Raw genomic sequence first — 12,655 nt, forward strand, 5'->3', positions numbered from 1 at the left:
TTACCGGATCAGGTAGATCGTGGCGAAGAGGCCGATCCAGACGACATCGACGAAGTGCCAGTAGTAGGACACGACGATGGCCGCGGTGGCCTGCGTGTGGGTGAACCTCTTGGCCGCGTACGTCCTGCCCAGGACGAGCAGGAAGGCGATCAGACCGCCTGTCACATGCAGTCCGTGGAAGCCGGTGGTCAGGTAGAACACCGAGCCGTAGGGGCCGGACGAGAGCGACAGGCCCTCGTGCTTGACCAGCTCGGTGTACTCGAAGACCTGACCGCCGATGAAGATCGCACCCATGATGAAGGTGACCACGAACCAGGCCCGGAGCTTCTTGACGTCGCCGCGCTCGGCGGCGAAAACGCCGAGCTGGCAGGTCAGCGAGCTGAGCACCAGGATCGTGGTGTTGGTCGCGGAGAACGGAAGATTCAGCGCACTGGCGGATTCCTTCCAATACGCCTCACCGGTCACCGATCGAAGGGTGAAGTACATCGCGAAGAGGGCCGCGAAGAACATCAGCTCGGAACTCAGCCAGATGATGGTTCCGACGCTGGTGAGGTTCGGCCGATTGACCGACGGGTGCGCGTGCCCGGTTTCTACTGTCGTTGCTGTCGCCACGACCGACATTATGTCGGTCGCTTATCCCGCCCTCACTCCGGGGGGTGCCGTTCGGTGTGTCAAGGGCGTATGCCCTGCTCGTACGGCGCATTTCGGCGGTCGCTCGAAGGGGGGAAGCGGCGGGCCCGGCGCGGGTGCCCGGGCCGCCCGGGGGCCGGTCCTGACGGCCCGTCGGGAAGATCCCGGATCCGTCCGACCCCTCCTGCGGGCACCCGCAGCGGGAGTAGCATCCGCCCCACCCGATGCTGTGCCGCTACGAAGCGTGGAGGAACGATGCAGGCGACTGCCACGGTGCTGGTCTACAGCGACAACGCAGGCACCCGCGAGCAGGTCCGGCTGGCGGCCGGACAGCGCCCCGCCGCCGATGCCCCGCGGATCGAGATCCTGGAGTGCGCCACCGCCCCGGCCGTCCTCACGGCGCTGGAGCAGGGCGGCATCGACGTCTGCGTGCTCGACGGCGAGACCGCCCCCGCGGGCGGCATGGGCGTCTGCCGGCAGATCAAGGACGAGATCTTCCGGTGCCCACCGGTGCTGCTGCTGATCGGCCGCCCCCAGGACGCCTGGCTGGCGACCTGGAGCCGTGCGGACGCGGCGGTGACCCATCCGCTGGACCCGGTCGCCTTCGCCGACGCGCTGGCCGGCCTGCTGCGGCGCAAGCACCTCGTGCAGGCCTGAGCGGCCTGCTGGGAGGCGTTCAGAGGGTCGGGCGCAGCCGGGCGTCGTCGGCGGGGTTCTGCTCCCGCTCGGCGGCTCCTGTGGTGCTGGAGGCCTTGCTCTTCAGCGCGCTGCCGGCCCGCCACTCCTGCCAGGGCATGTTCCAGTCGCCGAAGCCGTTGTCGAACGGCGTCATGGTGTCACCGCCGCTGTTGACGACCTTGACGATGTCGCCGACCCGGACGTGGTTGAAGAACCACTGGGCGTTGCTGGTGGACATGCCCGTGCAGCCGTGGCTGACGTTCGCCGCGCCCTGGGATCCGACGGACCAGGGTGCGGCGTGCACGTACTCACCGCTCCAGGTCACCCGGGTGGCCCAGTAGACCGGCAGGTCGTAGGAGTCCCCGCTCCCGGCGGCGATGCCGACGGTCGAGCTGCGCATCCGCACGAAGCTCTCCTTGCCGAGGACGACCTTGACGCCGTTACGGGTGGAGAATCCGGGTTTGCCGGTGGTCACGGGGATGGTGTTGACCGACTCGCCGTTGCGTAGCACCGTCATCTGGTGCGTCGCCGCGTCGGTGATGGCCTCCACCCGGTCGCCGGTGGTGAGCCGCAGCGGCTTGGACGGGCCGCCGTAGAGGCCCTTGGCGATCTTCAGGCCCGCCAGGTTGCTGTGCACCGAGATGGTGGCGTGGGCGGGCCAGTACTCCTTCGGGCGGAAGTGCAGCTTCTTGCCGTCCACCCAGTGCCAGGCGCCCTCGACGCGCGGCATGGAGTCGACCTTCAGGGCGCTCTCCACGATGGCCCGCTGCTTGGGGTCCTTGACCGGCCGGCTCAGCTCGGCGGTGACCGGCTGGCCGACGCCGTACTCGCCGCCCACCGGCCCGAAGGCCGCGGACAACTGACCGGCGGCCGCCTCGGTGTTGACGGTGAGGGTCTTGCGGCCGGGGGATCCGTCCTCGTCCTCGGTGCTCACCCGCACCGTGTAGCGACTGCCGGCGGCCAGCGGCACCGTGGTGCGCCAGCGCCTGCCGTCGGCGCTCAGTTCGCCGCGGACGAAGCGGCCGGTGGAATCGGTGGCGGTCACGTCGGTGATCCGCGCGTCGTCCCCCTTGACGGAAACCTCAAGCGGCTTGTCGGGGTCCGCTTTCTTCTTTCCGTCGGGGGTGTTGGCCGTGATCTGGTCGGCCGCGTCGTAGGGAGTGGCGGAGAGCGATTCGGAATCCGAGCCCCCGCACGCGGTGGCGCTCACCGCAAGGGGCACGAGCAGGAGGCCGCAGCTCAGCACCGTCCGGGTTCGAGGTCTGTGACTCATGACCCAAAAATATGAAGAATCACCTGTCCCAGCGCGCTGGAGGACTGCAAACGGGTCTGCCCCCGCCGGGCAACGCGACGGGCCCGGACGCCCCCCTGGGGTGTCCGGGCCCGTACGGCACTGCGTGTGCCTACTGCGTGCGGTTCTCACCGTGGTAGTACTCGAAGACCCAGCCGAAGAGTCCGACGAAGATCACCGGCAGCGAGAAGTACAGCAGCCACCAGCCGAAGACCACGCCCAGGAAGGCGAGCGCGCCTCCGATGGCCAGGGACAGCGGCTGCCAGCTGTGCGGGCTGAAGAAGCCCAGCTCGCCGGCGTCGTCCGAGACCTCGGCGTTCTCGTTGTCCTGTGCGCCCGCGTCGACCCGCCGGGCCGTGAAGGCCAGGTAGTAGCCGACCATGATGCACAGGCCGAAGGCGAGGAACAGCGCGGTGGTGCCCGCCGGCTCCTTCGACCACAGGCCATAGACGATCGCCATGACGAGGACGAAGACGGCGAGCCAGATGAACATCTTGCCCTGGATCTTCACTTGCCCGCCTCCTTGCCACCGGCGAGGGCCTTGTCGGCCTCGGTGCCGTGGCCGTTGTGCAGCGCGTCAAGGGCTGCGATCTCCGGGTGGTGCAGATCGAACGCCGGGGATTCGGAGCGAATGCGCGGCAGGGTGAGGAAGTTGTGCCGCGGCGGCGGGCAGGACGTCGCCCACTCCAGCGAACGGCCGTAGCCCCACGGGTCGTCGACCTCGATCTTCTCGCCGTACTTCGACGTCTTCCAGACGTTGTAGAGGAACGGCAGGATCGACAGGCCCAGCAGGAACGAGCTGATCGTCGAGATGGTGTTCAGCGTCGTGAATCCGTCGGCCGCGAGATAGTCCGCGTAACGCCGCGGCATGCCCTCGGCACCCAGCCAGTGCTGGACGAGGAAGGTGCCGTGGAAGCCCACGAACAGCGTCCAGAACGTGATCTTGCCCAGCCGCTCGTCCAGCATCTTGCCGGTCATCTTCGGCCACCAGAAATGGAACCCGGCGAACATCGCGAAGACCACCGTACCGAACACCACGTAGTGGAAGTGCGCCACCACGAAGTACGAGTCCGAGACATGGAAGTCCATCGGCGGCGAGGCCAGGATGACACCGGTCAGACCACCGAACGTGAAGGTGATCAAAAAGCCGATCGCCCACAGCATCGGCGTCTCGAAGGACAGTGAGCCCTTCCACATCGTGCCGATCCAGTTGAAGAACTTCACACCCGTCGGCACCGCGATCAGGAACGTCATGAACGAGAAGAACGGCAACAGCACGCCGCCCGTCACATACATGTGGTGCGCCCACACCGTCACCGACAGACCCGCGATCGACACCGTCGCCGCGATCAGACCGACGTAACCGAACATCGGCTTCCGGGAGAACACCGGAATGACCTCGGAAATGATGCCGAAGAACGGCAGGGCGATGATGTACACCTCCGGATGGCCGAAGAACCAGAAGAGGTGCTGCCAGAGCAACGCACCGCCGTTCGCGGCGTCGAAGACGTGCGCCCCGAATTTACGGTCCGCCTCCAGCGCGAGCAGCGCCGCCGCCAGCACCGGGAAGGCCAGCAGGACCAGCACGGCGGTCAGCAGCACGTTCCAGACGAAGATCGGCATCCGGAACATCGTCATGCCGGGTGCCCGCATGCAGATGATCGTCGTGATGAAGTTGACCGAACCGAGGATCGTGCCGAAGCCGGAGAAGGCCAGACCCATGATCCACATGTCCGCGCCGACGCCCGGCGAACGCACCGCGTCCGACAGCGGCGAGTACGCGAACCAGCCGAAGTCCGCCGCACCCTGCGGGGTGAGGAAGCCGGCCACCGCGATCAGCGAGCCGAAGAGGTAGAGCCAGTAGGCGAACATGTTCAGCCGCGGGAACGCCACGTCGGGCGCGCCGATCTGCAGCGGCATGATCCAGTTCGCGAATCCGGCGAACAGCGGCGTCGCGAACATCAGCAGCATGATCGTGCCGTGCATCGTGAACGCCTGGTTGAACTGCTCGTTCGACATGATCTGCGTGCCGGGACGAGCCAGCTCGGCGCGCATGAGGAGCGCCATCAGGCCGCCGATGCAGAAGAACGCGAACGACGTGACCAGGTAGAGCGTGCCGATGGTCTTGTGGTCAGTGGTGGTGAGCCACTGAACGGCAGCGATACCGGGTTGCTTCTTGCGTACGGGCGGTGCTGCCGGAGCCGTGTCGGCGGCGGCACCCTGAGGTTCGTTGAGGATGCTCACTGGTTCTTGGTCTCCGCATTCCTGGCGTGATCCGTCTGCTTGATGCCCGACGGCAGGTATCCGGTCTGGCCCTTCTTCGCCAGATCCTTCAGGTGCTCCCGGTAACGCTCGGGGGAGACGACCTTGACGTTGAAGAGCATCCGGGAGTGGTCGACGCCGCAGAGCTCGGCGCACTTGCCCATGAAGGTGCCCTCCTTGTTGGGAGTCACCTCGAAGACGTTGGTGTGGCCCGGGATGACGTCCTGCTTCATCAGGAACGGCACCACCCAGAAGGAGTGGATGACGTCACGAGAGGTCAGCACGAACTGAACCGTCTCGCCCTTCGGCAGCCACAGGGTCGGACCGGGGTTGCCGGTCTGCGGGTTGCGCTCGCCCGGGGTGCCGACGTCGTAGACACCGTCCGCACCGGCCGGCGCGGTCTTCTTCCACTTGTCCGGGACCGCGGAGAGTGCACTGGAGTTGATGTTGGTGGTCGACTTGTTGCCGTCCACGTTCTCCAGGTAGTTGAACGCCCAGCTCCACTGGAAGCCGACCACGTTCACGACGTGGTCCGGCTTCTTGGAAGTCTTCAGCAGCGCGCTCTCGTCCCGTGCGGTGAAGTAGAAAAGCACCGCAATGATGATGAACGGGACGATCGTGTACAACGCCTCGATCGGCATGTTGTACCGGGTCTGCGCGGGGACCTCCACCTTGGTCCTGCTGCGGCGGTGGAAGATCACACTCCAGATGATCAGGCCCCAGACCAGCACGCCCGTTGCGAGGGCGGCGGCCCAGGAGCCTTGCCAAAGAGAGAGGATCCGCGGCGCCTCGTCGGTGACGGGCGTCGGCATGCCGAGGCGGGGGAAGTCCTTATATGTGCAACCGGTAGCGGTCGCAAGGACCAGGCCCGCAGCAAGCACCTGCGGCAGCTTCCGCCGCATCGGGCGCCGCGACGAGCGGTCGGAGCCGTTGGGACTCACGTAGCGCCTTCCCGAGAGTCTCGCCCGCGCGGTCGGCTGCGGCCTTACTCGCCGGTCGGTCGCCGCCCTGCGTCGGGCAGGGGTTTGGATGTTTATGCGGACCAAACCCTACTGGACGCTATTTGGGGTCGCGCGGGGAGGGTGCCCAACGCGCCGCGAGGCACCCCTATGGGGTGGCCGCGCCCCCCGCGAAAGGTCCCGCGGACCCCCGAATACCCGCTTTCACCAGGCATCTGACGCCGTGCCCGGCACCGCTCCGGGGCACGCTCGGCCGGGTCCCTGCCGGCCGCCCCGCCCGCCGCGGCCCGGAGCCCGCGCACCGCCCGCGGCCGGTGTTCTACCGTCTCGTACGTGCCCTACTTCGACGCGGCCTCCGCCGCCCCGCTGCACCCGGTCGCCCGCGAGGCACTGCTCGCCTCGCTCGACGAGGGCTGGGCCGACCCGGCCCGCCTGTATCGCGAGGGGCGGCGCGCCCGGCTGCTGCTGGACGCCGCCCGGGAGGCGGCGGCCGAGGCGGTGGGCTGCCGCCCGGACGAGCTGGTTTTCACCCCTTCGGGGACACGCGCGGTGCACTCCGGGGTGTCGGGGGCGCTGGCGGGCCGCCGGCGGGTCGGCCGCCGGCTGCTGCACTCCGCCGTCGAGCACTCCGCGGTGCTGCACGCCGCCGAGGTCCACGAGGCGGCCGGGGGCGGCCGGGTGGAGCTGCCGGTGGACCCCTCCGGCCGGGTGGCGGCCGGGGAGGTGGCCGCCGCGCTCACCGCGGACACCGCGCTGGTCTGCCTCCAGTCCGCCAATCACGAGGTGGGCACCGAGCAGCCGGTCGGCGAGGTGGCTCGGCTGTGCCGGGAGGCGGGGGTGCCGCTGCTGGTGGACGCGGCCCAGTCGCTGCCGTGGGGGCCGGTGCCCGGTCCCTGGTCGCTGCTGGCGGCGAGCGCCCACAAGTGGGGCGGGCCGCCGGGGGTGGGGTTGCTCGTGGTCCGCAAGGGGACCCGGTTCGCGGCCCAGGGCCCGGCGGACGAGCGGGAGTCGGGCCGCAGCCCGGGCTTCGAGAACCTGCCGGCGATCGTCGCCGCCGCGGCTTCGCTGCGCGCGCTGCGGGCGGACCCGGGGACGGACGGTGAAGCAGCACGGCTGCGGCGGCTGGTGGACCGGATCCGCGCGCGGGTGCCGGAGCTGGTGGGGGACGTGGAGGTGGTCGGTGACCCGGTGCGCCGCCTGCCGCATCTCGTCACCTTCTCCTGTCTCTATGTCGACGGCGAGACCCTCCTGGACGAGTTGGACCGGGCGGGCTTCTCGGTGTCGTCCGGATCGTCCTGTACGTCCAGCACCCTGACGCCGAGCCATGTGCTGCGGGCGATGGGGGTGCTGTCCGAAGGAAATGTCCGGGTCTCGCTGCCGTACGGCACGCCGGAGGCGGACGTGGAGCGCTTCCTGGAGGTGCTGCCGCGGGTGGTGCGGACGGTGCGGGAGCGGCTGGGGGTCCCCTCGGAGGAGCGGGCGGCGACGGCGGCCGGCGCCGCCCCGCACCCGGAGGCCGCGCCGCCGGCCGCGGAGTCCGCCGAGGCGGCCGGGCTGGTCGTCGACGCGCTGGGCCGGCGCTGCCCGATCCCGGTCATCGAGCTGGCGAAGGTGATCGGGGAGGTGCCGGTCGGCGGGACCGTGACCGTGCTCTCCGACGACGAGGCGGCCCGGCAGGACATCCCGGCCTGGTGCGCGATGCGCGACCAGGAGTACGTGGGTGAGCGGGCGGCCGGGCGCGGCGCCGCCTATGTGGTGCGGCGCCGCGCCTGACGCGGTGGATCAGGCCAGGTGCTGCTGGACCTCGTTCGCCGCCTCGTGGCCGTAGGCCTTGGTGAAGCGGTCCATGAAGTGGCTGCGCTGGAGCTCGTACTCCTGGGTGCCGACGGTCTCGATGACCAGCGTCGCCAGCATGCAGCCGATCTGCGCGGCACGCTCCAGGCCGACGCCCCAGGCCAGGCCGGACAGGAAGCCGGCCCGGAAGGCGTCGCCGACGCCGGTCGGGTCGGCCTTGGCGTTCTCCTCCGGGACGCCGACCTCGAGGGCCGGCTCGCCGACCCGCTCGATGCGGACGCCGTTGGCGCCGAGGGTGGTGACGCGGGTGCCGACCTTGCCGAGGATCTCCTCGTCGGTCCAGCCGGTCTTGGACTCGATCAGGCCCTTCTCGTACTCGTTGGAGAAGAGGTAGGCGGCGCCCTCCATGAGGGTGCGGATGGCGTCGCCGTCCATCCGGGCGATCTGCTGGGAGAAGTCGGCCCCGAAGGGGATACCGCGGCTGCGGCACTCCTCGGTGTGCCGGATCATCGCCTCGGGGTCGTCGGCGCCGATGACCACGAGGTCCAGGCCGCCGACCCGCTCGGCCACGTGTTGCAGCTCGATCAGCCGGGCCTCGCTCATCGCGCCGGTGTAGAAGGAGCCGATCTGGTTGTGGTCGGCGTCGGTGGTGCACACGAAGCGCGCGGTGTGCAGCACCTCGGAGATGCGTACGGAGCGGGTGTCGACGCCGTGGCGGTCGAGCCAGGCGCGGTACTCCTCGAAGTCGTTGCCGGCGGCACCGACCAGGATCGGCTGGGTGCCGAGCTGGCCCATGCCGAAGCAGATGTTGGCGGCGACGCCGCCGCGGCGGACGTCGAGCTGGTCGACCAGGAAGGAAAGGGAGACCGTATGCAGCTGGTCGGCGACCAGCTGATCGGCGAAACGGCCGGGGAAGGTCATCAGGTGGTCGGTGGCGATGGAGCCGGTGACTGCGATACGCACGACGGGTCTGCTCCTGCGGAATGCGTAGGGGCGGGCGGACGTGAAGCAACGCTACCCGGCGGGGTGGCACGCCACCCGGTCATCCCGGACACTTGAACTACTGAAACTACCCAATAGTAGGTCTTTCTCCTCAGTTTATGGCTGCGTACGGTGCCCCTATGACCAAGCCTGTGAAAGCCGTCACACCCTCCCCCGACCTCTCCCCCGCCCGGCGGGACCCGGAGTCGCTCGACGAGCTGCGCGGTGACTGCGCGCGGATGAAGGGCCGCTGGCACACGGGGCGGCGTCCCGCGCCGGCACCGGGGCGGGCCGTCGATCTGCACGGCGTCAAGGTCCCCTCGTCCTCCGCCGCCCTGGTGGAGGGAATGTCCGAGTACGGCGACTGACCACCCGCCCTCCGGGGGCGGATGCGGCCCCCCGGGGAACCGCATCCGCCCCCGCTCCGTCCCATCGGCGTCCACCTCACCGAGGAGGGCACGTCAGATGTTCAGCGGAGCCGAAGGAGCGATGCGGTGAACACCGAGGACAGCAACGACAGCCCGAACCCCGTGGAGCGCGGGCGGCGCACCCCCGCGGTGATCGCCTCGGTGGCCGCCGCGGTACTGCTGGCCGGGGGCGGCGCGGCGTACTGGGCCTCGTCCGCGTCCGGCGACGGGGGAGGCTCGCACAAGGGCGACCCGCCGCCGCTCGCCCTGGACGGCTACTCCGGCGGCTCGATCGCGGCCGGTGAGCCCAATCCGCAGGGCGCGAAGTACCGGGCGGTGAAGGAGCTGCCCGGCGGCCCGGACGCCGCGCCCGTCTACCGCCCCAAGGGCGAGATCAGCCGGGAGTCGGTCGAGCGGCTGGCCAAGGCCCTGGACGTGGCGGGAAAGGTCCGTTCCGAGGGCACCGCCTGGAAGGTCGGCGGGCCGACCCGGGACGGCCGCGGCCCGGTCCTGCAGGTGAACAAGACCGGCTCGGGGTCCTGGACGTTCTCGCAGTACGGCACCCCGGGCGGCACCAACTGCGCGCTGCCCGCCTCCCCCAAGGGCGGCAAGGGTGACGACGGGGGCGGCAAGGCCGGGGACGGCGCCGCGTCGAGCCGGCCCGGCTGCCCCTCGTACCGCGGGGGCGGGGACATCGCCACCGAGGACGACAGCAGCGGCAAGGGCGCGGTGTCGCCCGAGAAGGCCGAGCAGGCGGTGCGGCCGGTGCTGAAGGCACTCGGCCAGGAGGACGCCAAGCTCGACGCGGGCGGGCTGTCCGGCGCGGTGCGGGTCGTCACCACGAACCCGGTGCTGGGCGGGCTGCCGACGTACGGCTGGCAGAGCGACCTCCAGGTGGGCTCCGACGGTCAAGTGGTCGGCGGCAGCGGCCAGTTCGCGAGCCCGGTCAAGGGCGCGGAGTATCCGGTGCTGAACGCCGGCAAGACGCTGGACCGGCTGAACTCGGGCGAGGGCCGCAAGCCGGCCGGCTGCCCCTCGCCGCCCGGCAAGAAGGACGGCAAGGACGGCAAGGCCGGCGGGATCGCGCCGTGCGAGCCGGCGCCGACGAAGGCGCAGCAGCCGTCCGAGGTGACCGGCGCGGTGTTCGGGCTCTCGGTGCAGTACGTGGACGGCGGGCAGGCACTGGTGCCGTCGTGGCTGTACGCGGTGCGCCAGCCGGGCGCCGGCAGCGGCCCGGACGCCACCTCTACGGTCGCGCAGCCGGCGGTGAACCCCAAGTACCTGGCCCACCGGGGCGGCGGGAGCAGTTCGCAGGGCCCCGGCCACGCGCCCGGAAAACCGTCCGGGAAGCCCGGGGTGATGGCCCTGGAGTCGTACGGCGTGAGCGACGGCGGCAAGAAGCTGACGGTGCACTTCTGGGGCGGGGTGTGCAGCGTCTACTCGGTGAGCGCGGAGGAGTCGGGCTCGACCGTGCGGACCAAGGTCGTCGGCAAGGACAAGAAGCCCGGCCAGGTCTGCGTGAAGATCGCCAAGGAGTTCACCAAGACCGTGACCCTGGACAAGCCGCTGGACGGCCGCAAGGTGGTCGACGTCTCGACCGATGAGTCCGTGCCCAAGCAGTAGGGCGCGCCCGCGGACCGTCGGAGGCGGAGGTCCGGGAGGCGGGAGAAGGCAGCGGAAGGCGGCGCCCCCACTCAGGGGGCGCCGCCTTCCGTACGTACTGCCCGAAGTCCTTAGCTGAAGGAGTCGCCGCAGGCGCAGGAGCCGGTGGCGTTCGGGTTGTCGATCGTGAAGCCCTGCTTCTCGATGGTGTCGACGAAGTCGATGGAGGCACCGCCCAGGTAGGGGGCGCTCATCCGGTCGGTGACGACCTTGACGCCGTCGAAGTCCTTGACGACATCGCCGTCGAGCGAGCGCTCGTCGAAGAAGAGCTGGTAGCGCAGGCCGGAGCAGCCGCCGGGCTGCACGGCCACCCGCAGCGCGAGGTCTTCCCGGCCTTCCTGCTCCAGCAGGCTCTTGACCTTCGACGCGGCCGCGTCGGACAGGATGATGCCGTCGCTGACGGTGGTCTCGTCCTGAACGCTCATCTAGATCTCTCCCGGGTTGTACGGACCGCTTGTCATCGGATGCAACCAGCTGCAACCCACGACGTCCCGGATTAATTCCGGCTGGGCGCAACGTGTGGAGAAGCTTTCCGGGCGCCGCCCGGGGGCAGCTCCTCCCCTTTCGTTCTCCCCCATGCTCGCACACCGCCGGACAGGAACAGGTGGCCGAGCACACACGGTCGGATGCGGATGCGTCACATCGACACAAGCCCCATCGTCAAACTGACGTGAAGCGGCTATGATAGATAACGTCAAATAGACGAGAAGGCTTGTGCAAGAGCTGTCCGCAGAAAAGAGAGGGTGCGTGTTGTGACCACCGCCCAGCCCCTGGACGTCCAGCCGACCCCGCTGGCGCTGCTCCTCCTCGGCCGCGAGGCCGACCCGAAGAGCGAGCGCGGCGTGGAGTGTCCCGGCGATCTGCCGGCGCCGTCGGACCCCGATCTCGTCGAGCGCGCCCGCGCGGCCAAGGCGAAGCTCGGGGACAAGGTCTTCGTCCTGGGGCACCACTACCAGCGCGACGAGGTCATCGAGTTCGCCGATGTCACCGGCGACTCCTTCAAGCTCGCGCGGGACGCCGCCGCCCGGCCGGACGCCGAGTACATCGTCTTCTGCGGTGTGCACTTCATGGCGGAGTCGGCCGACATCCTCACCGGCGACGAGCAGCGGGTGATCCTCCCCGACCTGGCCGCCGGCTGCTCGATGGCCGACATGGCCACCGCCGAGCAGGTCGCCGAGTGCTGGGACGTGCTGACCGAGGCCGGCATCGCCGAGCAGGTCGTGCCCGTCTCGTACATGAACTCCTCGGCCGACATCAAGGCCTTCACCGGCAAGCACGGCGGCACGATCTGCACGTCGTCCAACGCCAAGCGCGCGCTGGACTGGGCCTTCGAGCAGGGTGACCCGGCGACGAGCAAGGTCCTCTTCCTGCCGGACCAGCACCTGGGCCGCAACACCGCCGTCCGCGACATGGGCATGTCCCTGGACGACTGCGTGGTCTACAACCCGCACAAGCCGAACGGCGGCCTGACCGTCGAGCAGCTGCGGGCCGCGAAGATGATCCTGTGGCGCGGGCACTGCTCGGTGCACGGCCGGTTCTCGCTGGAGTCGGTGAACGACGTCCGCGCGCGCATCCCCGGCGTGAACGTCCTGGTCCACCCCGAGTGCAAGCACGAGGTCGTGGCGGCCGCGGACCAGGTCGGTTCGACGGAGTACATCATCAAGGCGCTGGAGGCCGCCCCGCGCGGCTCGAAGTGGGCCATCGGCACCGAGCTGAACCTCGTGCGCCGGCTGGCCAACCGCTTCGCCGCGGAGGACAAGGAGATCGTCTTCCTCGACAAGACGGTCTGCTTCTGCTCGACGATGAACCGCATCGACCTGCCGCACCTGGTGTGGACGCTGGAGTCGCTCGCCGCCGGGAAACTCGTCAACCGCATCGAGGTCGACCACGAGACCGCCGGCTTCGCGAAGCTGGCGCTGGAGCGGATGCTGGCGCTGCCGTAGCGGCCGCGGAGCGCGACGGAGCGGCCGCCCCTCCCCCGCGGGCGGGGC

Annotated in this window: 12 protein-coding genes; 5 read left to right on the top strand and 7 right to left on the bottom strand. The window is 69.8% G+C overall.

Annotation, left to right across the window (positions count from 1 at the left end; translation table 11 throughout):
* Positions 1-621: an aa3-type cytochrome oxidase subunit III gene (ctaE, locus tag ACQP17_RS10110; protein ID WP_006606088.1), complete on the bottom strand. Its 621-nt coding sequence runs from the start codon at positions 619-621 to the stop codon at positions 1-3.
* 264 nt (positions 622-885) lie between these two features.
* Here ctaE and ACQP17_RS10115 point away from each other — a divergent pair, with 264 nt between their 5' ends.
* Complete coding sequence (locus ACQP17_RS10115; RefSeq protein WP_433855954.1) at positions 886-1,287, top strand: hypothetical protein; 402 nt, start codon at positions 886-888, stop codon at positions 1,285-1,287.
* A gap of 19 nt (positions 1,288-1,306) precedes the next feature.
* Here ACQP17_RS10115 and ACQP17_RS10120 read toward each other — a convergent pair whose 3' ends face one another.
* From ACQP17_RS10120 to ctaC, 4 genes are all read right to left on the bottom strand, one after another.
* The gene (locus ACQP17_RS10120) at positions 1,307-2,581 is read right to left on the bottom strand and encodes an Ig-like domain-containing protein (RefSeq protein ID WP_433855955.1); all 1,275 of its coding nucleotides are present in this window, start codon (positions 2,579-2,581) and stop codon (positions 1,307-1,309) included.
* A 130-nt stretch (positions 2,582-2,711) separates the two neighbouring features.
* Positions 2,712-3,110 carry a cytochrome c oxidase subunit 4 gene (locus tag ACQP17_RS10125; RefSeq protein ID WP_249638921.1) on the bottom strand — a complete coding sequence of 133 codons (399 nt, stop codon included), beginning with the start codon at positions 3,108-3,110 and terminating at the stop codon, positions 2,712-2,714.
* The gene (gene ctaD, locus ACQP17_RS10130; RefSeq protein ID WP_433855956.1) at positions 3,107-4,843 is read right to left on the bottom strand and encodes an aa3-type cytochrome oxidase subunit I; all 1,737 of its coding nucleotides are present in this window, start codon (positions 4,841-4,843) and stop codon (positions 3,107-3,109) included. Before ctaD ends, ACQP17_RS10125 begins: the two co-directional genes overlap by 4 nt.
* The gene (gene ctaC / locus ACQP17_RS10135) at positions 4,840-5,802 is read right to left on the bottom strand and encodes an aa3-type cytochrome oxidase subunit II (protein WP_189098240.1); all 963 of its coding nucleotides are present in this window, start codon (positions 5,800-5,802) and stop codon (positions 4,840-4,842) included. The genes ctaD and ctaC overlap by 4 nt, the downstream gene beginning before the upstream one ends.
* Positions 5,803-6,153: 351 nt before the next feature.
* Between ctaC and ACQP17_RS10140 the strand changes: the two genes are divergently transcribed.
* Positions 6,154-7,593, top strand: coding sequence for a cysteine desulfurase/sulfurtransferase TusA family protein (locus ACQP17_RS10140; protein ID WP_433855957.1), 1,440 nt, complete (start codon positions 6,154-6,156; stop codon positions 7,591-7,593).
* A gap of 9 nt (positions 7,594-7,602) precedes the next feature.
* On the opposite strand, the gene ACQP17_RS10145 is transcribed toward ACQP17_RS10140, so the two are convergent.
* Positions 7,603-8,577, bottom strand: a complete 975-nt coding sequence (locus ACQP17_RS10145) for a carbohydrate kinase family protein (RefSeq protein ID WP_433855958.1) — start codon at positions 8,575-8,577, stop codon at positions 7,603-7,605.
* 158 nt (positions 8,578-8,735) lie between these two features.
* Here ACQP17_RS10145 and ACQP17_RS10150 point away from each other — a divergent pair, with 158 nt between their 5' ends.
* Both ACQP17_RS10150 and ACQP17_RS10155 read left to right on the top strand, forming a co-directional pair.
* Positions 8,736-8,963, top strand: a complete 228-nt coding sequence (locus ACQP17_RS10150; RefSeq protein ID WP_433855959.1) for a hypothetical protein — start codon at positions 8,736-8,738, stop codon at positions 8,961-8,963.
* Positions 8,964-9,089: 126 nt separating this feature from the next.
* Positions 9,090-10,625, top strand: coding sequence for a hypothetical protein (locus ACQP17_RS10155; RefSeq protein WP_433855960.1), 1,536 nt, complete (start codon positions 9,090-9,092; stop codon positions 10,623-10,625).
* Between the two features lie 110 nt (positions 10,626-10,735).
* Here the strand turns inward: ACQP17_RS10155 and erpA are convergent, their stop codons facing one another.
* Positions 10,736-11,089, bottom strand: coding sequence for an iron-sulfur cluster insertion protein ErpA (gene erpA, locus ACQP17_RS10160; protein WP_030256738.1), 354 nt, complete (start codon positions 11,087-11,089; stop codon positions 10,736-10,738).
* A 318-nt stretch (positions 11,090-11,407) separates the two neighbouring features.
* Here erpA and nadA point away from each other — a divergent pair, with 318 nt between their 5' ends.
* The gene (gene nadA / locus ACQP17_RS10165) at positions 11,408-12,607 is read left to right on the top strand and encodes a quinolinate synthase NadA (protein WP_433855961.1); all 1,200 of its coding nucleotides are present in this window, start codon (positions 11,408-11,410) and stop codon (positions 12,605-12,607) included.
* Positions 12,608-12,655: the final 48 nt, after the last annotated feature.

The organism is Streptomyces kronopolitis (assembly GCF_050953795.1).
In the GTDB taxonomy this organism is placed as follows: domain Bacteria; phylum Actinomycetota; class Actinomycetes; order Streptomycetales; family Streptomycetaceae; genus Streptomyces; species Streptomyces kronopolitis_A.

What these genes read in the sequence shown, in the direction of transcription:
- ctaE (WP_006606088.1), bottom strand. Translation starts at nt 621, where the DNA reads ATGTCGGTCGTGGCGACAGCAACGACAGTAGAAACCGGGCACGCGCAC.
- ACQP17_RS10115 (WP_433855954.1), top strand. Translation starts at nt 886, where the DNA reads ATGCAGGCGACTGCCACGGTGCTGGTCTACAGCGACAACGCAGGCACC.
- ACQP17_RS10120 (WP_433855955.1), bottom strand. Translation starts at nt 2,581, where the DNA reads ATGAGTCACAGACCTCGAACCCGGACGGTGCTGAGCTGCGGCCTCCTG.
- ACQP17_RS10150 (WP_433855959.1), top strand. Translation starts at nt 8,736, where the DNA reads ATGACCAAGCCTGTGAAAGCCGTCACACCCTCCCCCGACCTCTCCCCC.
- erpA (WP_030256738.1), bottom strand. Translation starts at nt 11,089, where the DNA reads ATGAGCGTTCAGGACGAGACCACCGTCAGCGACGGCATCATCCTGTCC.